The 22,957-nt window shown below is 66.6% G+C and carries 20 protein-coding genes; 15 read left to right on the top strand and 5 right to left on the bottom strand.

The annotated features are described in order from the left end of the window. Window positions 1-466: 466 nt before the first annotated feature. Together xseA and ABIB42_RS00550 are read left to right on the top strand one after the other, a co-directional pair. Window positions 467-1,828, top strand: a complete 1,362-nt coding sequence (gene xseA / locus ABIB42_RS00555) for an exodeoxyribonuclease VII large subunit (protein WP_429247712.1) — start codon at window positions 467-469, stop codon at window positions 1,826-1,828. Between the two features lie 116 nt (window positions 1,829-1,944). Beyond that, window positions 1,945-2,523, top strand: a complete 579-nt coding sequence (locus ABIB42_RS00550) for a superoxide dismutase (protein WP_071363618.1) — start codon at window positions 1,945-1,947, stop codon at window positions 2,521-2,523. Window positions 2,524-2,846: 323 nt separating this feature from the next. Here the strand turns inward: ABIB42_RS00550 and ABIB42_RS00545 are convergent, their stop codons facing one another. Beyond that, window positions 2,847-3,758, bottom strand: coding sequence for a LysR family transcriptional regulator (locus ABIB42_RS00545; RefSeq protein ID WP_219863106.1), 912 nt, complete (start codon window positions 3,756-3,758; stop codon window positions 2,847-2,849). Window positions 3,759-3,924: 166 nt separating this feature from the next. On the opposite strand from ABIB42_RS00545, the gene ABIB42_RS00540 reads away from it, so the two are divergent. Genes ABIB42_RS00540 through ABIB42_RS00510 form a run of 7 tightly spaced genes read left to right on the top strand, consistent with a single transcriptional unit; the run spans window position 3,925 to window position 11,215 of the window. Next, window positions 3,925-4,776, top strand: a complete 852-nt coding sequence (locus ABIB42_RS00540) for an aldo/keto reductase (RefSeq protein ID WP_005669097.1) — start codon at window positions 3,925-3,927, stop codon at window positions 4,774-4,776. 3 nt (window positions 4,777-4,779) lie between these two features. Continuing rightward, complete coding sequence (locus ABIB42_RS00535) at window positions 4,780-5,592, top strand: (R)-mandelonitrile lyase (RefSeq protein ID WP_005669095.1); 813 nt, start codon at window positions 4,780-4,782, stop codon at window positions 5,590-5,592. Between the two features lie 47 nt (window positions 5,593-5,639). Beyond that, window positions 5,640-6,797: an aldo/keto reductase gene (locus ABIB42_RS00530; RefSeq protein WP_051205148.1), complete on the top strand. Its 1,158-nt coding sequence runs from the start codon at window positions 5,640-5,642 to the stop codon at window positions 6,795-6,797. 36 nt (window positions 6,798-6,833) lie between these two features. Continuing rightward, entirely contained in the window at window positions 6,834-7,463 is a 630-nt protein-coding gene (paoA, locus tag ABIB42_RS00525) for an aldehyde dehydrogenase iron-sulfur subunit PaoA (RefSeq protein WP_005669092.1), read from the top strand. Then, window positions 7,460-8,419, top strand: coding sequence for an FAD binding domain-containing protein (locus ABIB42_RS00520; protein WP_219863104.1), 960 nt, complete (start codon window positions 7,460-7,462; stop codon window positions 8,417-8,419). The genes paoA and ABIB42_RS00520 overlap by 4 nt, the downstream gene beginning before the upstream one ends. Further along, complete coding sequence (gene paoC / locus ABIB42_RS00515; RefSeq protein ID WP_429247711.1) at window positions 8,416-10,608, top strand: aldehyde oxidoreductase molybdenum-binding subunit PaoC; 2,193 nt, start codon at window positions 8,416-8,418, stop codon at window positions 10,606-10,608. Before ABIB42_RS00520 ends, paoC begins: the two co-directional genes overlap by 4 nt. A 10-nt stretch (window positions 10,609-10,618) precedes the next feature. Further along, entirely contained in the window at window positions 10,619-11,215 is a 597-nt protein-coding gene (locus tag ABIB42_RS00510; protein ID WP_429247710.1) for a flavodoxin, read from the top strand. On the opposite strand, the gene ABIB42_RS00505 is transcribed toward ABIB42_RS00510, so the two are convergent. Beyond that, window positions 11,212-12,276 (bottom strand): substrate-binding domain-containing protein, encoded by a 1,065-nt coding sequence (locus ABIB42_RS00505; protein ID WP_005669084.1) that lies wholly within the window; start codon window positions 12,274-12,276, stop codon window positions 11,212-11,214. The two genes, ABIB42_RS00510 and ABIB42_RS00505, sit on opposite strands and share 4 nt — an antisense overlap. 117 nt (window positions 12,277-12,393) lie before the next feature. Here ABIB42_RS00505 and ABIB42_RS00500 point away from each other — a divergent pair, with 117 nt between their 5' ends. Genes ABIB42_RS00500 through ABIB42_RS00480 form a run of 5 tightly spaced genes read left to right on the top strand, consistent with a single transcriptional unit; the run spans window position 12,394 to window position 18,434 of the window. Further along, window positions 12,394-12,900 carry a formate dehydrogenase subunit gamma gene (locus ABIB42_RS00500; RefSeq protein ID WP_083415565.1) on the top strand — a complete coding sequence of 169 codons (507 nt, stop codon included), beginning with the start codon at window positions 12,394-12,396 and terminating at the stop codon, window positions 12,898-12,900. After that, entirely contained in the window at window positions 12,897-14,456 is a 1,560-nt protein-coding gene (locus ABIB42_RS00495) for a formate dehydrogenase beta subunit (protein ID WP_429247709.1), read from the top strand. The genes ABIB42_RS00500 and ABIB42_RS00495 overlap by 4 nt, the downstream gene beginning before the upstream one ends. A gap of 23 nt (window positions 14,457-14,479) precedes the next feature. Further along, window positions 14,480-17,329, top strand: coding sequence for a formate dehydrogenase subunit alpha (gene fdhF / locus ABIB42_RS00490; protein WP_184234603.1), 2,850 nt, complete (start codon window positions 14,480-14,482; stop codon window positions 17,327-17,329). Continuing rightward, on the top strand, window positions 17,326-18,183 hold the full coding sequence (gene fdhD / locus ABIB42_RS00485) for a formate dehydrogenase accessory sulfurtransferase FdhD (RefSeq protein WP_429247708.1): 858 nt from the start codon (window positions 17,326-17,328) through the stop codon (window positions 18,181-18,183). Before fdhF ends, fdhD begins: the two co-directional genes overlap by 4 nt. Next, window positions 18,180-18,434: a formate dehydrogenase subunit delta gene (locus ABIB42_RS00480; protein WP_219863092.1), complete on the top strand. Its 255-nt coding sequence runs from the start codon at window positions 18,180-18,182 to the stop codon at window positions 18,432-18,434. The genes fdhD and ABIB42_RS00480 overlap by 4 nt, the downstream gene beginning before the upstream one ends. Before the next feature lie 99 nt (window positions 18,435-18,533). Here ABIB42_RS00480 and ABIB42_RS00475 read toward each other — a convergent pair whose 3' ends face one another. The 3 genes from ABIB42_RS00475 to oxc form a co-directional block, all read right to left on the bottom strand. Beyond that, on the bottom strand, window positions 18,534-18,962 hold the full coding sequence (locus ABIB42_RS00475; RefSeq protein WP_005669070.1) for a PAS domain-containing protein: 429 nt from the start codon (window positions 18,960-18,962) through the stop codon (window positions 18,534-18,536). 85 nt (window positions 18,963-19,047) lie between these two features. After that, complete coding sequence (frc, locus tag ABIB42_RS00470) at window positions 19,048-20,298, bottom strand: formyl-CoA transferase (RefSeq protein ID WP_005669069.1); 1,251 nt, start codon at window positions 20,296-20,298, stop codon at window positions 19,048-19,050. 85 nt (window positions 20,299-20,383) lie between these two features. Then, window positions 20,384-22,090, bottom strand: a complete 1,707-nt coding sequence (gene oxc / locus ABIB42_RS00465; RefSeq protein WP_429247707.1) for an oxalyl-CoA decarboxylase — start codon at window positions 22,088-22,090, stop codon at window positions 20,384-20,386. Between the two features lie 142 nt (window positions 22,091-22,232). On the opposite strand from oxc, the gene ABIB42_RS00460 reads away from it, so the two are divergent. Then, window positions 22,233-22,841, top strand: coding sequence for a Crp/Fnr family transcriptional regulator (locus ABIB42_RS00460; protein WP_005669066.1), 609 nt, complete (start codon window positions 22,233-22,235; stop codon window positions 22,839-22,841). Window positions 22,842-22,957: the final 116 nt, after the last annotated feature.

The raw sequence follows: 22,957 nt of genomic DNA, 5'->3' as shown, positions 1-22,957 counted from the left end.
TGTGAGGAAGGTCAAACTTTACTACTTAAGTGCTTGATTTGATTGACATTAGATCAGACTGCCTCAAGAACAGGCAGCGGAGAACGCAACATGTTCAGCTCGACAAAGGGCACGGTAGTCCACGCCGCTGACCTGGACACGACGCCAAATGTTTGCACAGATTCTGTGGACAACTTTGTGATCAAGCTTCCGGCTAGGGGGTTAAGTCATTGATTCGTAACAATTCTACTTATCCTGCCCAATCGCTGCGCACTCCCTCTTCGCGCGGCTGAGTTCCCCACAGTTTTTGTGGATAAACCGCTCTCAAACGACATTACCCAACATCCAAGCCATTGATTTAAAAGGGTTTTCAATAGATTGCATTGAAAAGCAGCAACATTGATCGGATCCGGGCCGCGGCGTGGAAACCACTTGCCATCCGCCGATAGGGGATAATGATCGCTTTCGCCATTTTCGCCAACCCGCCATGCAAGCACCGAACGACGCCGATCCAGCCTTCACCGCCCCCGCCGTCCTGAGCGTCACCGCCCTGAACCAGCAGGTGGCGCGCCTGCTGGAGCGCTCGTTCCCGCTGGTGTGGATAGGCGGCGAGATCTCCAACTTTACCCGGGCCGCCTCCGGCCACTGGTATTTCACGCTGAAGGACGACGCGGCCCAGGTGCGCGCCGTGATGTTCCGCAGCCGCGCGCAGATGGCCGGCTTTACCCCGCGCGAAGGCGACAAGGTCGAGGTGCGCGCCTTGGTCACCCTGTACGGCGCGCGCGGCGACTACCAGATCAACGTCGAGGCGATCCGCCGCGCCGGCGTGGGCCAGCTCTACGAAGCCTTCCTGCGCCTGAAGGAAAAGCTGGCCGCGCAAGGCCTGTTCGACGCCGACCGCAAGCGCGCGCTGCCGCTGTTCGCGCGCAGCATCGGCATCGTCACCAGCCCGCAGGCCGCCGCGCTGCGCGACGTGCTGACCGCCCTGCGCCGGCGCGCCCCGCACGTGCGGATCGTGCTCTACCCTGCCCCGGTCCAGGGCCAGTTCGCGGCCGACGAGATCGCCGAAGCCATCATGACCGCCTCGCGCCGCGCCGAGGTGGACGTGCTGCTGGTCTGCCGCGGCGGCGGCTCGATCGAGGATTTATGGAGCTTCAACGAGGAATGCGTGGCGCGCGCCATCGACGCCTGCGCGATCCCCGTGATCTCGGGCGTCGGCCACGAAACCGACGTCACCATCGCCGACTTCGCCGCCGACGTGCGCGCCGCCACGCCGACGGCCGCCGCCGAACTGGCCGCCACGCCGCGCGCCGACTGGCTGGCCTCGCTCGAAGGCGACGCCCTCGACCTGCAGCGCGCGATGGAGCGCCGCCTGCACGACGCCAGCCAGGGCCTCGACAACCTGAGCCGGCGGCTGCTCAGCCCCTCGGCCCAGATCGGCCACCAGCGCCTGAAACTGCTGTCGCTGGCCACCGCCATGACGCACGCCGTCAAGCTCCCGGTGAACCGCCACGGCCTGCTGCTCGCCCAGCTGCAGCAACGCTGGTCGCGCCACCGTCCCGACATGCGCGCCCTGCGCGCACGCTTGGCGTCGGACAGCCGTCACCTGAACGCCAGCCTGTGCAGCCAGGTCAGGGCGCGGCGCGAAGCGCTGAACGCCCTTGCCGCCCAGCTCGAGCTGCTCAACCCGCAGCGCACGCTGGAGCGCGGCTATGCCATCGTGCGCGACGCCAAGGGCCAGATCGTGCGCGACCCGGCCCAGATCCATGCGCGCGACACGCTGACGGTGAAGCTGGCCAATGGCAGCGCCGAGGTGGGCGTGGCCCAGGTCCAGAGCGTCCTCGAGTGAATCCGGATCGGTTGCCGGGCCTGCAAGAAATGCAAGCCTGCAACGTTGCTCCATATTGCGTAGAATAACGGCGCTATAAGAACAGCAACCTTTCCCAACCACTAAGGAATCGCACAATGGAACACACCCTGCCGCCGCTGCCGTATGCCAAGGACGCCCTGCAACCGCACATCTCGGCCGAGACCCTGGAATACCACCACGGCAAGCACCACCAGACCTATGTGACCAACCTGAACAACATGATCAAGGGCACCGAGTTCGAGAACCTGTCCCTGGAAGAGATCATCAAGAAGTCGACCGGCGGCGTGTTCAACAACTCGGCCCAGGTCTGGAACCACACCTTCTTCTGGAACTGCATGAGCCCGAACGGCGGCGGCGCGCCGACCGGCAAGGCGCTGGACGCGATCAACGCCAAGTGGGGTTCGTTCGACAAGTTCAAGGAAGAGTTCAACAAGTCGGCACTGGGCAACTTCGGCTCGGGCTGGACCTGGCTGGTGCAAAAGGCCGACGGCAGCGTCGACATCGTCAACACCTCGGGCGCCGGCACCCCGCTGACCACCGCCGACGTGCCGCTGCTGACTGCCGACGTCTGGGAACACGCCTACTACATCGACTACCGCAATGCGCGCGCCAAGTTCCTGGACGCGTTCTGGAATGTCGTGAACTGGGAATTCGTGAACAAGAATTTCGTCTGAATGCGCTGATGGTCACGCCGGCGACGGCGTGATGCGCCGACGATCAAGGCCCGCTCGCGCGGGCCTTTTTTTATCGGACCCCAAAGCTAGTCACCGCCGCCGCCGCCGCACCCATCGCCCCCACCATCGCCGCAACCGTCGCTGCCGCCAGCGGAATCGAAAACGGCAATGCCGCCATCGCCTGTTTGCGCTTCCGGTCCTGGGTTCTTCAACAGCGCCAGGTAAGTCATTTCACTGACCAGGCCCGCACCGAACAACGCCGGCAGCGCGACATCAAACCGCGCCCACTTCTATTCCCTGGAATAGGAAGAGCAGGTCGTCATTCACCCATCGAACGCGCCAGGCTCGCTGCGGTAACGCAAGGCATCGAGCACCAATGCGAAGGCGGGCGAGGCCTGCCGCCGGCTTGGATAATAAAGATGGTAACCGGGGAAAGGCTCGCACCAGTCTTCCAGCACCCGCTGCAGAGCGCCCGTCGCGAGCTGGCGCTGCACCACGTCTTCCAGCACGAACGCCAGCCCCATCCCGGCCAGCGCCGCGTCGACCACCTGCGGGAAACCATTCAGGGTCATCTGCCCTTCCACCCGAACGACCAGCTCGCGCGTACCTTGCTTGAAATCCCACGGCAGCAGCCCGCCATGCGTGGGCAGACGCACGTTGATGCAGTCGTGGCTCGTCAAATCCTGTGGCTTCACGGGCCGGGGGCGGGTGGCGAAATAGGCCGGAGACCCCACCACCGCCATCCGCACTTCGGGGCCGACAGGCACCGCGATCATATCCTTCTGCAAATGCTCTCCCAGGCGCACGCCGGCATCGAAGCGCTGCTCGACGATATCGATCATGCGGTAGTCGGTATTGATCTCCACCTTGATGTCAGGGTAGTTCGGCAGGAGCGTTGCCAGCCGCGGCAGCAGAATCCAGCTTGCCGCGTGCTCGGATGCAGTGATCCTGACATTGCCCGCAGGCTTGTCGCGCAGCTCGCTCAAGGCGGCGAGATCGTCCGCGATGCCGTCGAGTCGCGGGCCGACCGATGCCAGCAGGCGCTCGCCAGCGTCGGTCGGCGCGACCCGCCGCGTCGTCCGGGTCAGCAGGCGCACACCCAGTCGCTCTTCCAGCGCGCGGATGGTCTGGCTCAGCGCCGATTGCGAGACCCGCAGTTGCGCCGCTGCGCGCGTAAAGCTGCCTTCGCGCGCCACCATGACGAAGGCCGTCAGGTCATTCAGATTCTCTCGCATTACTCATAAGGGAAGCTAATAAGGACACGTCGATTATAGCGAGATGCCCAAAAGACATTGATAAGTTGAGCTAATAACGCCATGCACAATTAAGCGGCTAATCAAGGGGCAATCGTGCCCGGTACAGTACACCGGCAGATTGCAGCTTACTGACAAGGATTCGACCATGGACCATGTGACACTCAATAACGGGCTCAGAATGCCCATCCTCGGCTTCGGCGTTTTCCAGATTCCCGACCCGGCGGAATGCGAACGCGCGGTCATCGACGCGATCGCGTCCGGCTACCGCCTGATCGACACCGCGGCGTCGTACCTGAACGAAGCCGCGGTCGGCAACGGCATCAGGAATGGCGGCGTCGCCCGCGACGAGCTGTTCGTCACCAGCAAACTGTGGGTTCAGCACGCGGGCTACGAACGTACCCGCGAGGCCATCGACCAATCCCTGCAACGCTTGCGCCTGGACTACCTCGACCTGTACCTGATCCACCAGCCATTCGGCGACGTCCACGGTGCCTGGCGCGCGATGGAGGAAGCGCAGCGCGCCGGCAAACTGCGCGCCATCGGCGTGAGCAACTTCCAGCCCGACCGCCTGATGGACATCATCGCCTTCAACGAGATCAAGCCGGCGCTGAACCAGATCGAGGTGCATCCCTTCCATCAGCAGGAAGAGAGCGCCGCCTTCATGGCCGAGAACGGCATACAGGCCCAGGCCTGGGCGCCGTTTGCGGAAGGCAGGAACGGCTTGTTCGAGCACCCGGACCTGGCGGAGATCGCGGCCAGGCACGGCAAGTCCATCGGCCAGGTCGTGCTGCGCTGGCTTGTCCAGCGCAATATCGCGTCACTGGCCAAGACCGTGCGCCGCGAGCGGATGCGGGAAAACCTGGACGTGTTCGATTTCGCGCTGGACGGCGACGACATGGCCGCCATCGCGGCGCTGGAAACCGGCGCCAGCAGCTTCTTCTCGCATCGCGACCCGGCGATCGTGAAGTGGATGAGCGAACGCCGGCTCGGGATCTAGGCGATGATCGAGCGACTGCTGGCGCCGTGCGCCCTCCTCTTCTGCATCGGCGTCGCGAGCGCCGCCGAGAACCCATCGCCGGACGTGACGATCATTCGCAACGGCTCGCGGCCGGCCGTCGCGGGGCCGGAGCAGAACTTCACGGGCGCGGTCCGCGTCGATTCCGCGTTCCGTGCCCCGGCGCCCGGCCGTTCGAGCGGTGGCGTGGTCTCCTTCGCGCCGGGCGCGCGCACCGCATGGCACGTGCATCCACTGGGGCAGACGCTGATCGTCACCGAAGGCGCCGGACGGGTGCAGCAATGGCAGGGTCCGGTCGAGGAAATCCGGCCGGGCGACGTCATCTGGATTCCCGCCGGCGTGAAGCACTGGCATGGTGCGAGCCCGACCCAGGCGATGCGCCATGTGGCGATCACGGAATCGCTGGACGGCACATCGACGGTATGGATGGAAAAAGTCGGCGACGCCGCTCCCGACGCAAGCGCCCCCGGCCCGTTAGCCACGCCGGCACAACGCATGTATGGGGACATCGCGCCGAAACTGGCCGATCTCACCGACAGGGTGCTCTACGCCGACGTCTGGGAACGGCCCGGGCTGTCGAAACGCGACCGCAGCCTGGCCACCGTCAGCGCGTTGGTCGCCATGAACCGCCCCGATCAACTGCGCTCGCACTTGCGCATCGCACGCGAGAACGGCGTCACCGAAACCGAACTGGTGGAATCCATCACGCACCTGGCGTTCTATGCCGGATGGCCGAACGCGGTCACGGCAATCGCCGTCGCCAGGGAGGTGTTTGCCAAGCCCACGGGCGCGCAATGATTGCCCTGCTCAAGTCCTTCTACAGCAATCCCGATGAAAGGTTGGATATGTCGACACACACCACGAAGCACGCATCGGCTCCAGGCCGCCGGAATTTCCTGCTGGCGGCGGGCAGCCTGGCCGCGGCGCCGCTCGCGGGCGATGCCCTGGCCCAGGCAGGCGCCAGCAGCGGCGCACCGGCGCGCGCCGCGGCCGGCATGCGCCGCAAGCTGGGTACGCTGGAAGTGTCCAGCATCGGCCTGGGGGTGCAGAACATGAGCCGCACCTACCAGACCACGGTTCCCAGCCGTCCGGAGATGCTGAACATCATCCGCGCCGCCCACGAGCGCGGCCTGACTTTCTACGACGCCGCCGAAGCCTATGGGCCGCATGAAGTCGAGCGCATCCTCGGCGAAGGCGTGGCGCCGTTTCGAAACGAGATCGTCATCGCGACCAAGTTCGGATGGAATATCGACCTCGAGACCGGCAAGCGCCTGCCCGGCCTGAACAGCCGGCCCGCGCATATCAGGCAGGCAGTCGAGGGCATGCTCAAACGCCTGCGCACCGACCGCATCGACCTGCTATACCAGCACCGCGTCGATCCGCAGGTGCCGATCGAGGACGTGGCCGGCGCGGTGCAGGATTTGATGAAACAGGGGAAGGTGCTGCACTGGGGACTGTCGGAAATGGGCTTGCAGACCCTGCGCCGCGCGCATGCCGCGCTGCCCGTCAGCGCCGTGCAGAGCGAGTATTCGATGCTGTGGCGCGGACCCGAGCAGAATGTGATCCCGACCTGCCGCGAACTGGGCATCGGTTTCGTTCCATGGAGCCCGCTGGGCGTGGGCTTTCTCACCGGCGCCATCGATGCCAACACCCGTTTTGCCGAGGGCGACATTCGCCGCATCGAGTCCAGGTTCGCCCCCAGCAACCTGTCCCACAACCTGGCCCTGCTCGACCTGCTCGGGCACTGGGCTCAGCGCAAGGGCGCGACGCCGGCCCAGCTGGCGCTGGCATGGCTGATGGCGCAGCAGCCGTGGATCGTGCCCATCCCCGGCACCACCCAAATGGCGCATATGGTCGAGAACCTGGGCGCCGACGCCGTGCGCTTCACGAGCGCCGAACTGGCCGAACTCGATCGCGCCGTCAGGGAGATCCAGGTGCGCGGCGCCAGGCTGCCGGATGCGGTGCAGGTCTATTCGGACGTCGAGGCGCCCGCCAGGTCTTGATCGACGCATGGTCGCCAACGAACACGAGGACAGACAATGAACAGCAACGACAACCCGTCATTCACTCGCCGCGCCTTCATGGCCGCCAGCGCCGGCGCCACCGCCGCGCTGGCGGCGCCGCTGGCCGAAGCCGCGCAAGCGCCTTCCGGTGCGCCTCCATCGGCCGTCAGCTTCGAGGTCAACGGCAAGCCACTCCGCCTCCAACTCGACACCCGCACCACCCTGCTCGATGCGCTGCGTGAACACCTGCATCTCACCGGCACCAAGAAAGGCTGCGACCAGGGCCAGTGCGGCGCCTGCACCGTGCTGGTCAACGGCGAGCGCATCAATTCGTGCCTGAGCCTGGCCGTCATGCACGATGGCGACCGCATCACCACGGTCGAAGGACTCGGCACCCCTTCGAAGCTGCACCCGATGCAGGCCGCCTTCATCAAGCACGACGGCTACCAGTGCGGCTACTGCACCCCCGGCCAGATCTGTTCGGCGGTGGCGGTGCTGTCTGAAATCGCGGCCGGCATCCCGAGCCACGCCAGCGCCGACCTGAACGCGCGGCCGCTGCTGTCGAAGGCCGAGCTGCGCGAACGCATGAGCGGCAATATCTGCCGCTGCGGCGCCTATCCCAACATCATCGATGCGATGACCGAGGTCGCGGGAGACGCCGCATGAAGTCATTCACCTATGAACGCGTCCACAGTCCGGCAGAGGCGGCGCAGGCCATGCGGCGCACGCCCGGCGCCCGTTTCATCGCCGGCGGCACCAACCTGCTCGACCTGATGAAACTGCAGATCGAGACGCCGCAACACCTCATCGACGTCAACCACATCGGACTGGACCGGATCGAGTCCGCTGCCGATGGCGGCTTGCGCATCGGCGCGCTGGTGCGCAACACCGCCCTGGCCAGCGAGCCGCGGGTGCGGCGCGACTACGCGGTGCTGTCGCGCGCGCTGCTGGCAGGCGCCTCGGGCCAGTTGCGCAACAAGGCGACCACCGCCGGCAACCTGCTGCAGCGCACCCGCTGTCCCTACTTCTACGATACCGCCCAGCAGTGCAACAAGCGCCAGCCCGGCAGCGGCTGCGGCGCCCTGCGCGGCTTCAATCGTCCCCACGCCATCGTCGGCGCCAGCCAGGCATGCATCGCCACCCATCCGAGCGACATGGCGGTGGCCATGCGCGTGCTCGATGCGGCGGTGGAGACGGTACGCCCGGACGGTGCCACGCGCACCATTCCGATCGCGGATTTCTACCGTCTCCCCGGCATGACGCCTCAACGGGACACCAACCTCGCGCCGAACGAACTGATCACGGCCGTGACGCTGCCCCGTCCCGCAGGCGGCATGCACACTTACCACAAGGTGCGCGACCGCGCGTCCTACGCCTTCGCGCTGGTGTCGGTCGCCGCCATCGTCCAGCCCGACGGCAGCGGGCGCGTCGCCGTGGGCGGCGTCGCCCACATGCCGTGGCGGATCGAGGCGGCAGAGGCCGAGATGCCGCGCGGCGCCGCGGCGCTGACCGCCCGCTTGCTGGCCGATGCGGCCACCACGGAACAGAACGCCTTCAAGCTGCAACTGGTCGAGCGCACGCTGGCCACCATATTGACCGACGCGAGGACCAGCCCACGATGAAATTCCTGACTCCCGCCACCCGCAACCCGATCGACCGCCTGAACGTGGTCGGCAAGCCGACCGCGCGCATCGAGGGACGCCTCAAGACCACCGGAACCGCGACCTACACCTATGAACACCATGCCGCCGTGCCGGATGCGGCCCATGGCTACATCGTCGGCACCGGCATCGCCAAGGGACGCATCGTGGCGATCGACCTGGCCCAGGCGAAGTCCGCGCCGGGCGTGCTCGGCATCGTCACGGCGGACAACGCCGGCAAGCTCGGCGTCGGCCAGTTCTACGTGGCGCGGGTCCTGGCCGGCCCCGAGGTGCAGCACTACCACCAGGCGGTGGCGATCGTGGTCGCCGAAACCTTCGAACAGGCGCGCGCGGCGGCCCAGCTGGTGCGCGTGCGGTACGCACGGACCGACGGCAAATTCAGCCTGGCGCAAGCGAAAAGCACACCGCTGCCGCCCGGGCCGGGCATGGACACGGCGGCAGGCGATTTCGATTCCGCCTTCGCCAGCGCCCCGGTCACGCTCGACCAGCACTACACGACGCCCGACCATTCGCACGCGATGATGGAGCCGCATGCGGCAATCGCGTCCTGGAAGGGGGACAAACTGACGCTCTGGAATGCGATCCAGCTGGTGAGCTGGGGCATGCGAGACCTGTCGCGCACGCTCGGCATCCCGCGCGAGAACATCCGCATCGTGTCTCCCTACATCGGCGGTGGTTTCGGCGGCAAGGCCTCGGTCCTGGCCGACGCCGTGCTGGCCGCCGTTGCCGCGCGGCTGGTGGGACGGCCGGTCAAGGTCACCCTGCAGCGCCACCTGATGTTCAACAACACCTCCCACCGCCCCGCCACCATCCAACGCATCCGGCTCGGCGCGGGGCGCGACGGCAAGCTGACCGCGATCGGCCACGAAAGCTGGTCCGGCAATCTCGGCTCGCTGCCCGAACGGGCGACGCTGCCGACCCGCCTGCTGTACGCGAGCGCCGACCGCATCACGCGGCTGCGCGTGTCCCATCTCGACCTGGCCGAGGGCAATGCGATGCGCGCGCCAGGCGAAACGCCAGGCCTGATGGCGCTCGAAGTCGCGATGGACGAGATGGCCGAGAAGCTGGGCCTGGACCCGGTCACCTTCCGCATCCTCAACGACACCCAGGTCGACCCCGAGGTGCCCGCCAGGCCGTTCTCGACGCGCCAGCTGGTGCGGTGCATGCAGACGGGAGCAGATCGATTCGGCTGGGACCGGCGCAACGCCAGGCCGGGCGCCCGGCGCGAGGGCCACTGGCTCATCGGGATCGGCATGGCCGCGGGCATCCGCGGCGGGCGCGCCATGAAGTCGGCGGCTAGCGTGCGGCTGGACCGCCAGGGCCGGATCACGGTAGAGACGGACATGACCGACATCGGCACCGGCAGCTACACGATCATTGCACAAACGGCGGCCGAAATGATGGGTGTCGGGATCGACAAGGTGACGGTGCTGCTGGGCGACTCGGCGTACCCGGAAGGCGCGGGCTCCGCCGGCCAGTTTGGCGCGGCCTCGTGCACGGCCGGCGTGTACGCGGCCTGCGTCAAGCTGCGCGGCCTGGTTGCAGAGCGGTTGGGACTGGGCACTACCGACATCGAGTTCAGCGGCGGCCGCGTACGGGCCGGCGGCACGAGCAGGCCGCTGGCAGACGCCGTCGATGCGGGAGAGTTGCAGGCCGAAGACGTGATGGAAATCGGGGAACTCGGCAAGCAGTATGCCCAGCAGACGTTCGCGGCCCACTTCGTCGAGGTGGGCGTGCATGCGGGCACCGGAGAAATCCGGGTGCGCCGCATGCTGGCCGTGTGCGCCGCCGGCCGCATCATCAATCCGCTCGCTGCGCGCAGCCAGATCATTGGCGGCATGACGATGGGCGTCGGCGCGGCGCTGATGGAAGACCTGGTGGTCGACAAGCAGGTCGGCTTCTTCGTCAACCACGACCTGGCCGGCTACGAAGTGCCGGTGCATGCCGACATCCCGGAGCAGGAAGTGATCTTCCTGGACGAGGTCGATCCCACGGTGGGGCCGTTGAAAGCGAAAGGTGTGGGCGAACTCGGTATCTGCGGGACGCCGGCAGCCGTTGCGAACGCGGTCTACAACGCCACCGGCATCCGCGTGCGGGAGTATCCGATCACGCTCGACAAGCTGCTGCCGAAGCTGCCCAGGATGGCATGAGGAGAACGCCATGAGTCAACCCGCTTCGACCCGGCGCCGCCAGTTCATCGCGACGTCCGTCCTGTCCGGCCTCGCGGTGGCGGCGCCCACTGCCGGCGCCGCCCCAGGCAGCATGCGGCGCCAGGGCGGCGACGTCCTGGTCGCCTACTTTTCACGCAGCGGCAACACCCGCGTGATCGCCGGCCAGATCCAGCGCGCACAGGCGGCGACGCTGTTCGAGATCCAGCCGGCCCGGCCCTACCCCGAGGACTATCTCGAGACGGTCGAGCAGGCCCGCCGCGAGCGCGACGGCGACGTGCGTACGGCATTGATGGCGACCGTGCCCGACCTGGCCCGTTACCGGACCATCTACCTCGGTTTTCCGATCTGGGGCGAAACCGCGCCCCCGGTGATCCGCGCCTTCCTTGCGGCGCATGATGTCAAGGGCAAGACGATCATTCCATTCATCACACATGGCGGCTATGGCCCCGGCAACAGCCTGGCGGTGGTCGCCGCCCATGCCCGTGGTGCGCGCGTCCATGACCAGGGCCTGGTCATGGAAGCCGACCAGGAACGCCGCACGATGGAGCGGGTCAATCAATGGCTGGGCGGTCTCGGCAGCACTTAGAACAGGAAATGCAGGTCGAGCCGCTCACCGCTCAGCGCGCCATCGTAGCCCGGCAGCGTCGACAGCACCTCCCTGAACGAGCCGCCCGCCATCGCGGCCTGCGCCGACGTCAGGAGCGGCGTCTCCAGGGCGCCGGCGTCGCAAGCCAGGAAATACCGTTCGCGAATCACCGGGATGAAGTCGAGATCGAAGCGGCGCGCCGCCGTCTCGACGCCGAAGCCCACGTCGGCCATGCCGCTCGCAACGTAGGCCGCCACCGCCGCGTGCGTGAATTCGGCGGTGCCGGAGCGGTTGATCACCGCCGGGTCGACGCCAAGGTCGGCCAATAACAGTTCGAGCAGCACCCGCGTCCCCGACCCCTTCTGGCGGTTGACGAAGCGCAGGTCCGACCGCGCCAGGTCGGCCAGGCTTGTCACGCCTTTCGGATTGCCCTTGGCCACGAACAGCCCCTGCATGCGATACGCCAGGTGCAGCAACGCGTGGCGCTCGGGATCGAGCCAAAGCCGGTACTTGGCCGCCGCCGCTCCCTCCAGTTCTCCCACCGGCAAATGAAAGCCCGCCAGGTCGCACTCCCCGCGCGCCAGCGCCGCCACCGCGTCGCTACTGCTGCGGTAATTGATGTCGACCGTCACGCCATGCTCGTTCAGCTGCGTCACCAGGGCGGCCACCGCGAACCCGTGCGAGGCGGTCAGGCGCAGCACCTGGGCGTCGCCGACCAATACGCGCGCCAGTTCCTGCTGCAGTTCGGAGGCCAGGCTGTCGAGCATGGGGGTCAGGCGGGCGTGGATGCGGCGGTCGGCCCACATCAGCTTTTCGGCGAGCGGCGACAGCACCGTGCCCTGTCCGCGCACTTTGTGAACGAGCTCCACACCGAACTGTCGCGAGAACTGCTGCAGCAATCCCCAGGCATGGCGGTAGGACATGCCGCGCGCCGTGGCGGCCTTGCTGATCGAACCGAGCTCGCTCACCGCGAGCAACAGCCCGAGCAGCGCCGGCAGCGCGGTCGGCTGGCCGGCGGCGTCGCGCACGATCCAGTCCGGCCGTATCTCCACTCTGATCATATGCAAAATCCTTCATATTGAACACCTGCAGAACGGGTGCTACTCTGGACGGAGCAGTACATAAAAGCCGTTATATATGTTCCCATAAACATATGCAAGGCAGAGATGGAGACACCCATGAATGCACCAGATACCCTTGACCCGCGTCGCGTCATCGGCGACATCCTCGCACTCCATGCGCACAATGGCCTGCTCGGCCAGGACATGCTGCTGCCGGTGCTGCACGCCATCCAGGACCGGCTCGGCTTCATCCCGCCCGATTCGGTCGAAGGACTCGCGCAAAGCTTCAATCTCTCGCGCGCCGAGGTGCATGGCGTGATCACCTTCTACCACTACTACAAGACCACGCCGCCGGCGCGCTGCACGGTGCAGGTCTGCCGCGCCGAGGCGTGCCAGAGCATGGGCGGCGACGCCCTGCTGTCGCATGTCCAGCAAGCCCTCGGTTGCGACCTGCACGCGCATACCGCCGACGGCGGCTTCGCCCTGGAGCCGGTGTACTGCCTCGGCCAGTGCGCCACCGCGCCCGCCATCATGATCAACGACGCCGTCCATGCCCGCGTGACGCCGGCGCGTTTCGACAAGCTGGTCGCGAAAGTGGCCGCCAAGGCCAAGGAGGCAGCATGAGCGTACGCATCTACGTCCCGGCCGATTCGGCGGCGCTGGCCCTGGGCGCCGACGACGTCGCCGCCACGATTCAATGCGAGGCCGAGCGGCGCGGCATCGCGATCGACCTGGTGCGCAACGGCACGCGCGGCCTGCTGTACCTCGAACCGCTGGTCGAAGTCGAGACGCCAGGCGGGCGCATCGGCTTCGGCAACGTCGATGAAAGCGACGTGGCCGCCCTGTTCGACGCCGGTTTCCACGACGGCCAATCCACGCACCGCCTGGCGCTCGGCCTCGTCGAGCAGATTCCCTACCTGGCCTGGCAGACCCGCCTGACCTTCGCCCGCTGCGGCGTCACCGACCCGCTGTCGCTGCGCGACTACGAGGCGCATGGCGGCTACCGTGGCCTGCGCCAGGCCGTGACCATGAGCGGCGCCGACATCGTCGCCGCGGTCACCGCCTCCGGCCTGCGCGGACGCGGCGGCGCCGCCTTCCCCACCGGGATCAAGTGGAACACGGTGCTGCGCGCGCCTGGCCACCAGAAATACATCGTCTGCAATGCCGACGAGGGCGATTCCGGCACCTTCGCCGACCGCATCATCATGGAAAGCGACCCCTTCGTCCTGATCGAGGGCATGACGATCGCCGGCCTCGCGGTCGGCGCCACGCGCGGCTTCATCTACGTGCGCAGCGAGTATCCGCATGCGATCGCCGCGCTGAATCACGCGATTCAAACGGCCACGCGCGCGGGCCTCCTCGGCCCCAACGTCGCCGGCAGGGGCCGCGCCTTCGAGCTCGAGGTGCGCAAGGGCGCCGGCGCCTACATCTGCGGCGAAGAGACCGCCCTGCTGGAGAGCATCGAGGGCAAGCGCGGCGTGGTGCGCGCCAAGCCGCCCCTGCCCGCGCTCGCCGGCCTGTTCGGCCAGCCGACCGTGATCAACAATGTGCTGTCGCTGGCCTCGGTGCCGGTCATCCTCGACAAGGGGCCGCAGTTCTACCAGGACTTCGGCATGGGCCGCTCGCGCGGCACCTTGCCGGTGCAACTGGCCGGCAATATCAAGAACGGCGGCCTGATCGAACTGGCGTTCGGCGCCACGCTGCGCGAGATCTTGTACGACTACGGCGGCGGCAGCGCCAGCGGCCGTCCGATCAAGGCGGTGCAGGTGGGCGGCCCGCTGGGCGCCTACCTGCCGCCGTCGCAGTGGGACACCCCGCTCGACTACGAAGCCTTCGCCGCCCTGTGGGCGGTGCTGGGCCATGGCGGCATCGTGGTCCACGACGACAGCGCCGACATGGCGCATCTTGCGCGCTACGCGATGGAATTCTGCGCCGTCGAATCGTGCGGCAAATGCACGCCCTGCCGCATCGGTTCCACCCGCGGCGTCGAGGTGATCGACAAGATCCGCGCCGGCGCCGAGCGCCCGCAGCAGGTGATCCTGCTGCGCAGCCTGTGCGACACCATGCTCAACGGTTCGCTGTGCGCGATGGGCGGCATGACGCCCTACCCGGTGCTGTCGGCGCTGAACCACTTCCCGCAAGACTTCGGCCAGGTGGCCGGCGACGAAATGGCCGCCTGAATGGCTGCCCAGGAGAGAAGGCAATGATCGAAACCATCCTCACCCGCGACTTTGGCACCCCGGCGAAAGAAATTAACGTCGCCACCGAAATGATCACCTTGACCATCGACGGCGTCCAGGTCACCGTCCCGGCCGGCACCTCGCTGATGCGCGCGGCGGCCGAGAACAGCATCAACATCCCCAAGCTGTGCGCCACCGACAGCCTGGAGCCGTTCGGCTCCTGCCGCCTGTGCCTGGTGGAGATCGAAGGCCGCCGCGGCTATCCGGCGTCGTGCACCACCCCGGCCGAAGCGGGCATGGTGGTGCGCACCCAGAGCCCCAAGCTGCAAGAAGTGCGCAAGGGCGTGATGGAGCTGTACATTTCCGACCACCCGCTCGACTGCCTCACCTGCCCCGCCAACGGCAACTGCGAGCTGCAGGACATGGCCGGCGTCACCGGCCTGCGCGAGGTGCGCTACGGCTACGAGGGCGCCAACCACCTCAAGCTCAAGAAGGACGAGAGCAATCCCTATTTCACCTTCGATTCATCGAAGTGCATCGTGTGCAACCGCTGCGTGCGCGCCTGCGAAGAGACGCAAGGCACCTTCGCGCTGACCATCTCGGGCCGTGGCTTCGATGCGCGCGTGTCGGCCGGCCAGAGCGAACCGTTCATGCAGTCCGAATGCGTTTCGTGCGGCGCCTGCGTCGAAGCCTGCCCGACCGCCACCCTCACCGAGAAATCGGTGATCTGGCTCGGCCAGGCCGAGCACAGCATCACCACCACGTGCGCCTATTGCGGCGTCGGTTGCTCGCTCAAGGCCGAGATGAAGGGCAACGAGGTGGTACGCATGGTGCCGGCCCGGGACGGCAAGGCCAACGAGGGCCATGCCTGCGTCAAGGGCCGCTTCGCCTGGGGCTACGCCACCCACAAGGACCGCATCCTGAAACCCATGATCCGCGCGAAGATCACCGACCCGTGGAAGGAAGTGTCGTGGGACGAGGCGCTCGACTATGCGGCGTCCGAATTCAAGCGCATCCAGGCCAAGCACGGCCGGGATTCAATTGGCGGCATCGTCTCGTCGCGTTGCACCAATGAAGAAGGCTATCTGGTGCAGAAGCTGGTGCGCGCGGCGTTTGGCAACAACAACGTCGACACCTGCGCCCGCGTATGCCACTCGCCGACCGGCTACGGCCTCAAGACGACGCTCGGCGAATCGGCCGGCACCCAGACCTTCAAGTCGGTCGAAAAGGCCGACGTGATCCTGGTCATCGGCGCCAACCCGACCGACGGCCACCCGGTGTTCGCCTCGCGCATGAAGAAGCGCCTGCGCCAGGGCGCGCGCCTGATCGTCATCGATCCGCGCCGCATCGACCTGGTCAAGTCGCCGCACATCCGCGCCGACTACCACTTGCAGCTGCGGCCCGGCACCAACGTCGCGATGATCAGCGCGCTGGCCCACGTGATCGTCACCGAAGGCCTGATGGCGAACGATTTCATCACCGAGCGCTGCGACCTGCGCGCTTTCGCGCAGTGGCGCGCCTTCGTCGCCCAGCCCGAGAACTCGCCGGAAGCGATGGAAGCGATCACCGGCGTGCCGGCGCAGCAGGTGCGCGACGCCGCCCGCCTGTATGCGCTCGGCGGCAACGGCGCGATCTTCTATGGCCTGGGCGTGACCGAGCACGCGCAGGGCTCGACCGCCGTCATGGGCATCGCCAACCTGGCCATGGTCACCGGCAACGTCGGCCGCGCCGGGGTGGGCGTCAATCCGCTGCGCGGGCAGAACAATGTGCAGGGTTCGTGCGACATCGGCTCCTTCCCGCACGAGCTGCCGGGCTACCGCCACGTCTCGGACACCACCGTGCGCACCCTGTTCGAGCAAGCCTGGGGCGTGCCGCTGCAGGCCGAACCGGGGCTGCGCATCCCGAACATGTTCGAAGCGGCCCTCGACGGCAGCTTCATGGGCCTGTATTGCCAGGGCGAGGATATCGTGCAGTCCGACCCGAACACCCAGCACGTCACCGCGGCGCTCGAGGCGATGGAGTGCATCGTGGTGCAGGACATCTTTTTGAACGAGACCGCCAAGTATGCCCACGTGCTGCTGCCGGGTTCCTCGTTCCTGGAAAAGGACGGCACGTTCACCAATGCCGAACGCCGCATTTCGCGCGTGCGCAAGGTGATGCCGCCGCGGGCCGGCTATGCCGACTGGGAAGTCACGGTGGCGCTGTCGAACCGGCTGGGCTATCCGATGAACTACCGCCACCCGTCCGAGATCATGGACGAGATCGCGCGCCTGACGCCGACCTTCAGCGGCGTGAGCTACCGCCGCCTCGATGAACTGGGCAGCATCCAGTGGCCGTGCAACGACGAGGCGCCGGAAGGCACGCCGACCATGCACGTCGACGGCTTCGTGCGCGGCAAGGGGCGTTTCATCATCACCCAGTACGTCGCCACCGACGAGAAGGTGACGCGCAAGTATCCGCTGATCCTGACCACCGGCCGCATCCTGTCGCAGTACAACGTCGGCGCCCAGACGCGCCGCACCGAGAACGTGCGCTGGCACGCCGAGGACCGGCTCGAGATCCACCCGCACGACGCCCAGGAGCGCGGCATCGAGGATGGCCAGTGGGTCGGCATCCACAGCCGCGCGGGCGAGACCGTGCTGCGGGCGATGGTCACCGAGCGCATGCAGCCGGGCGTGGTCTACACCACCTTCCACTTCCCCGAATCGGGCGCCAACGTCATCACGACCGAGAACTCCGACTGGGCGACCAACTGCCCCGAATACAAGGTCACGGCGGTGCAGGTGATGCCGGTCCAGCAGCAGTCGGACTGGCAGCTGGAATACGCCCGCTTCAACCAGATGCAGCTGGGCCTGGCGGAGCCGGTCGCATGACGTGCGCGCTCGATATGGATGCGGATACCGGCGTGCAGGCGCCGGTCCAGCGCTTCCCGAGCGCCTGCATGACGGTGACGCGCATGCACGGCGGCGCCTTGCGCAGCGCCCAGGACGAGCTGGCCGAGGAAGTGCCGGTCGCGCTCGAGTACAACGGCGTCTCGCACGCGGTGATGCTGGCCACGCCCGCCGACCTGGAAGAGTTTGCGCTCGGCTTTTCACTGAGCGAAGGCATCATCGCCTCGCCCGCCGAATGCTATGGCGTCGAGATCGAACACGCTGCAAGCGGCATCACCGCCCACATCGACCTCGCCGCCGGCGCTTTCATGCGCCTCAAGGAACGGCGGCGCAGCCTGGCGGGCCGCACCGGCTGCGGCCTGTGCGGGGTCGACAGCCTGGCCCAGGTGGTGCGTCCCCTGCCCTGGCTGGCGCCGACGCGGGCGCTGTCCGGCGCGGCGATCCGGCGCGCCCTGCTCCATGCCAGGGCCCAGCAACCGCTCAATCGCATCACCGGCGCCACCCATGCGGCCATCTGGTGCGGCCGTGACGGCATGCCACGCGCGGCGTTCGAGGACGTCGGCCGCCACAATGCGCTCGACAAGCTGATCGGGGGGCTGCACATGAATGGCGCCGACCTCGCCGACGGTTTTTGCGTGATCACCAGCCGCGCCAGCGTCGAGATGGTGCAGAAGGCGGCCACCGTCGGCATCGGCGCCCTGGTCGCCATTTCCGCCCCCACCGCCCTCGCCGTGCGCACCGCGCTCGGCTGCGGCCTGACCCTGGTCGCCTTCGCCCGCGGCGACGACTTCGTCGCCTACGCCCACGGCGCCAACATCGCTATGGAGTCCGCATGAACATCGACAACCTGGTCACCATGGCCAACCAGATCGGCACCTTCTTCGCGTCCTACCCGGATCCCCGGGAAGGGCGCACCGAGATCGCCAACCACCTGCAGCGCTTCTGGGCGCCGCGCATGCGCAGCCGGCTGTTTTCGCACATCGACGACACCCAGGGTGAGGGACTCAGCCCGATGGTGATCGAGGCCTTGCTGGAACACCGGCGCGAGCACATGCCGCCGCCGCCGCCGGGTGGCGACGCCGGCTGATGTCCCACGTCCCGCGGCCCAGGCGCGTCATTCCCGCGTAGGCGGGAATGACGTTCTTGCATTACGGGACTAGCGTGGAGCGAGACTGGATGAACAGGATCAAGCCTGCGCCGTCTCGAGCTGCGCCAGCCGCGCGCGCAGCTTGCGTTCTTCTCCCCAGCGTTCGGTCTCGTCGCGCACCAGGGCGACGATCGCCGACACTTCCCCGCCCGGCCCGTGCAATAGCGCCACCGTGAAGGCGATCGACAGTGGCTTGTCTTCCTTGTGCACAGCCGGCACCCGCAATACGTCGGCGCCATAGCGCGTCTCGCCCGTGGCCATGGTCTTGTGATAGCCGTCCCAGTGCCGCTGGCGTTGGCGCTGGGGGATGATCAGGTCGAGCGACTGTCCGATCGCCTCGCTTTCGGTGAAGCCGAAGATGCGCGTGGCGGCGGCGTTCCAGAACGTGATGTCGCCTTTCGCGTCGCAGACGATGACGCCGTCGCCCAGCGCCTGCAGCAGTTGTTGAAAATCGATGTCGGCTTGCATGCTTGTCTCCCCCATAAAAAAACAGGTGCGCGTCGCACACCGCCGACGCGCACCAGACGCTCGTTTTATCCAGCCAGGCCCGTGATCACACCACCCGCTTCTCGTGCAGCGCCGCGATCTCCTTGCTGCTGTAGCCCAGGCCTTCCAGCACCTCGTCGGTGTGTTCGCCCAGCAGCGGCGAACCCTTGATCTCGACCTTCATGTCCGAGAACTTGATGGGGCTGCCCACGGTCAGGTACGTGCCCCGTTCCTTGTGCTCGACCTCGGCGATCGTGCCGCTGGCGCGCAGCGATGGGTCGGCGGCGATTTCCTTCATCGACAGCACTGGCGAGCAGGGAATGTCGAACTTGCGCAGGATGTCGACCGCCTCGAACTTGGTCTTGTCCTTCAGCCATTCCTCGATCGTGCCGAAGATGTCGAAGATCTTGTCCTGGCGCGCGATCGCGGTCGTGTAGGCCGGGTCGTCGATCCACTCTTCCTTGCCGATCGCCCTGCAGATCGGCGCCCAGGCATGGCCCTGGATGGTGAAGTAGATATAGGCGTTGGGGTCGGTTTCCCAGCCCTTGCACTTGAGCACCCAGCCCGGCTGGCCGCCGCCGCCGGCGTTGCCGCCGCGCGGCACGACGTCGGAGAACTTGCCGTGCGGGTACTGCGGATACTCTTCCAGGTAGCCGACCCGGTCCAGGCGCTGCTGGTCGCGCAGCTTGACGCGGCAGAGATTCAGCACGCTGTCCTGCATCGACACCGCCACTTTCTGGCCCTTGCCCGTGGTGTCGCGCGCACGCAGGGCGGTCAGGATGCCGATCGCCAGGTGCATGCCGGTATTGCTGTCGCCCAGGGCGGCGGCGCTGACGGTCGGTGGGCCGTCGTCGAAACCGGTGGTGGACGCTGCACCGCCGGCGCACTGCGCCACGTTTTCATAGACCTTCAGGTCTTCATAGTGGTGACCGTCGCTGAAGCCCTTCACCGAGGCCACGATCATGCCCGGGTTCAGTTCCTTGATGTGCTCCCAGGTGAAGCCCATGCGGTCGAGCGCGCCCGGACCGAAGTTCTCGACCAGCACGTCCGACTCCTTGATCAGCTTGGTCAGGATTTCCTTGCCTTCGGGCGTCTTGGTGTCGAGCGTCAGCGAGCGTTTGTTACTGTTGAGCATGGTGAAATACAGGGCGTCGACGCCGGGGATGTCGCGCAACTGCGAACGCGTGACGTCGCCCGCGCCGGGACGCTCGACCTTGATCACGTCGGCGCCGAACCAGGCCAGCAACTGGGTGCAGGCAGGACCGGCCTGGACGTGGGTGAAGTCGATGATCTTGATGCCTTCGAGTGGTTTGCTCATGATGTCAGTCTCCTTTGTTCAGTCGATATTGCGGGCCCCGCCGGCGGCCTCGTGGGCGCCGGCGGTCGTGCGTGTCGCTGGCTGTTCACTTCTTTGCGTTGCTTTGCGGATTCAGATTGGTCAGGCGGCCGCTCTCGGTGCCGGCGGTCTCGTCGATCACGGCATTGATCAGGGCGGGCTTGCCGGCCGCGATTGCCTCGGCTAACGCCCGGGTCAGCTCTTCCGGGGTGGTGGCGTGGTAGCCGATGCCGCCGAAGGCCTCGATCATCTTGTCGTAGCGGGCGTTCTTGACGAACACGGTCGGCGCGACGTCCTTGCCGCCGGTCGGGTTGACGTCGGTGCCGCGGTAGACGCCGTTGTTGTTGAAGATGATGGTCGTCACCGGCAGCTCGTAGCGGCAGATCGTCTCGAGCTCCATGCCACTGAAGCCGAAGGCGCTGTCGCCTTCGATCGCGACCACCGGCTTGCCGCTGACGACGGCCGCGCCGATCGCGTAGCCCATGCCGATGCCCATGATGCCCCAGGTGCCGGAGTCGAAACGCTTGCGCGGCTGGTACTGGTCGACGATGCTGCGCGCATAGTCCAGGGTATTGGCGCCCTCGTTCACCAGGTTGATGTCCGGATGCTGCTTGAGCACGTCGCGGATGGCGCGCAGGGCGGTGTGGAAGTTCATCGGCGCCGCATCGCGATTGAGCAGGGCCGTCATCTTGGCCATGTTCTGCTCCTTGCGCTCGGCGATCGGACCGAGCCATTCCGCGTCCGGCTTCGCGATGCCGGCGCCGTCGAGCCCATCGAGCAGGGCCGCCACGCAGGAGCCGATGTCGCCGATCAGGGGCGCGGCGATCGCCACGTTGCTATCGATCTCGGTCGGCGAGATATCGATCTGGATGAACTGCTTGGGCTTGCCCCAGGTCTTGCCCTTGCCGTGCGCCAGCAGCCAGTTGAGCCGGGCGCCGATCAGCACCACCACGTCGGCCTCGGCCAGCACATAGGAGCGGGCCGCCGAGGCCGACTGGGCATGGGTATCCGGCAGCAGGCCCTTGGCCATCGACATCGGCAGGTAAGGAATGCCGGTGCGCTCGACCAGGGCGCGGATGTCGGCGTCGGCTTGGGCGTAGGCGGCGCCCTTGCCGAGCAGGATCAGCGGCTTCTTCGCGCCCTTGAGCAGCGCGAGCGCGCGCTGCACCGAGTCCGGGGCCGGGATCTGGCGCGGCACCGGGTCGACCACCTTGACCAGGGAGCGCTTGGCGTGGCCGGCCTCGATCGTCTGCGCCAGCAGCTGGGCCGGCAGGTCGAGATAGACGCCGCCCGGGCGGCCCGAGACGGCGGCGCGGATCGCCCGCGCGACGCCGATGCCGATGTCCTCGGCCTTGTTGATGCGGTAGGACGCCTTGGCGTAGGGCTTGGCCGCGTTCAGCTGGTCCATTTCTTCATAGTCGCCCTGCTGCAGGTCGACGATCTCGCGTTCGCTCGACCCTGAAATCAGGATCATCGGGAAGCAGTTGGTGGTCGCGTTGGCCAGCGCCGTCAGGCCGTTGAGGAAGCCCGGCGCCGAGACCGTCAGGCAGATGCCTGGCTTTTGCGTCATGTAGCCGGCGATTGCCGCGGCGTTGCCGGCGTTCTGTTCATGACGAAAGCCGATGAAACGCATTCCTTCGGCCTGCGCCAGGCGCGCCAGGTCGGTAATCGGAATGCCGACCAGGCCGAAGATCGTATCGATGTCGTTGTGTTTTAGCGCATCGATTACCAGGTGGAAGCCGTCGGTCACGTCTACCGATACGAGGTTAGTCATTGCTGTCTCCAGTTATTGTCGATCCGGGCAGAACGCGGTGTGTATCGCCCGCAAACCATCATAGCCAGCGCGCCTGATTTGTCTCATTGACCATGGTCAATTTTGGCCGCATGATGCGAGAATCTCGGTAAACGGCCGCGTCATGACGACTATTGCAAATCACTCCGAACGAAACATCATTCGTCTGCAGTTAAAACAAAACGTGGTCCTCAAGGAACTGCGCGACAGCGAAATGGCGGCGCTCGAGCCGTACCTGACGATCGAGAACCACCAGAAGGGCGACTTGCTGCTGAACCAGGGGGTGCACGAGATGTCGCAGTACTTCATCCTGGACGGCATCCTCAAGCGCCAGGTCTCGAACCAGGAAGCCAAGGAGATGATCCTGCGCTTCTCGGCGGAGCGGGACATCGAAACCAGCTACGCCGCCTGGTGCCTCAAGACGCCGACGCCATTTTCCATCGCCTGCGTCACCAAGGTGCGGGTAGCGCGCATGCCGCTGCCGCAATGGGTCGACTTCATGCGCAGTCACAGCATCGTCAAGCAGGCCTTCGAGTACGAGGTCATGAACCTGATGAGCGCCATCATGGCGCACACCATCACGCTGCATCTGCTCGATGCGCCGGGCCGGGTCCACCGTTTCATGCGCAAGCACCCCGACCTGTTCGAACGTCTGCCCAAGAAGGAACTGGCGGCGTACCTGAACCTGTCGCCTGAGACGCTGAGCCGCCTGAAGAATCGGGGGAAGATCTGAAGATCAGGCGAAATCAGTTCCTTCGTCTGCTCGAAAACGTCGCCCCCGCGAAGGCGGGGGCCCAAGTTCAGCGTTACCGAGACGCTTGTAATCTTAGGCCCCCGCCTTCGCGGGGG

Source organism: Massilia sp. UYP32, assembly GCF_050434365.1.
Classification (GTDB): Bacteria; Pseudomonadota; Gammaproteobacteria; order Burkholderiales; family Burkholderiaceae_D; genus Telluria; species Telluria timonae.
This window is presented reverse-complemented; position numbering and strand designations above follow the sequence as displayed.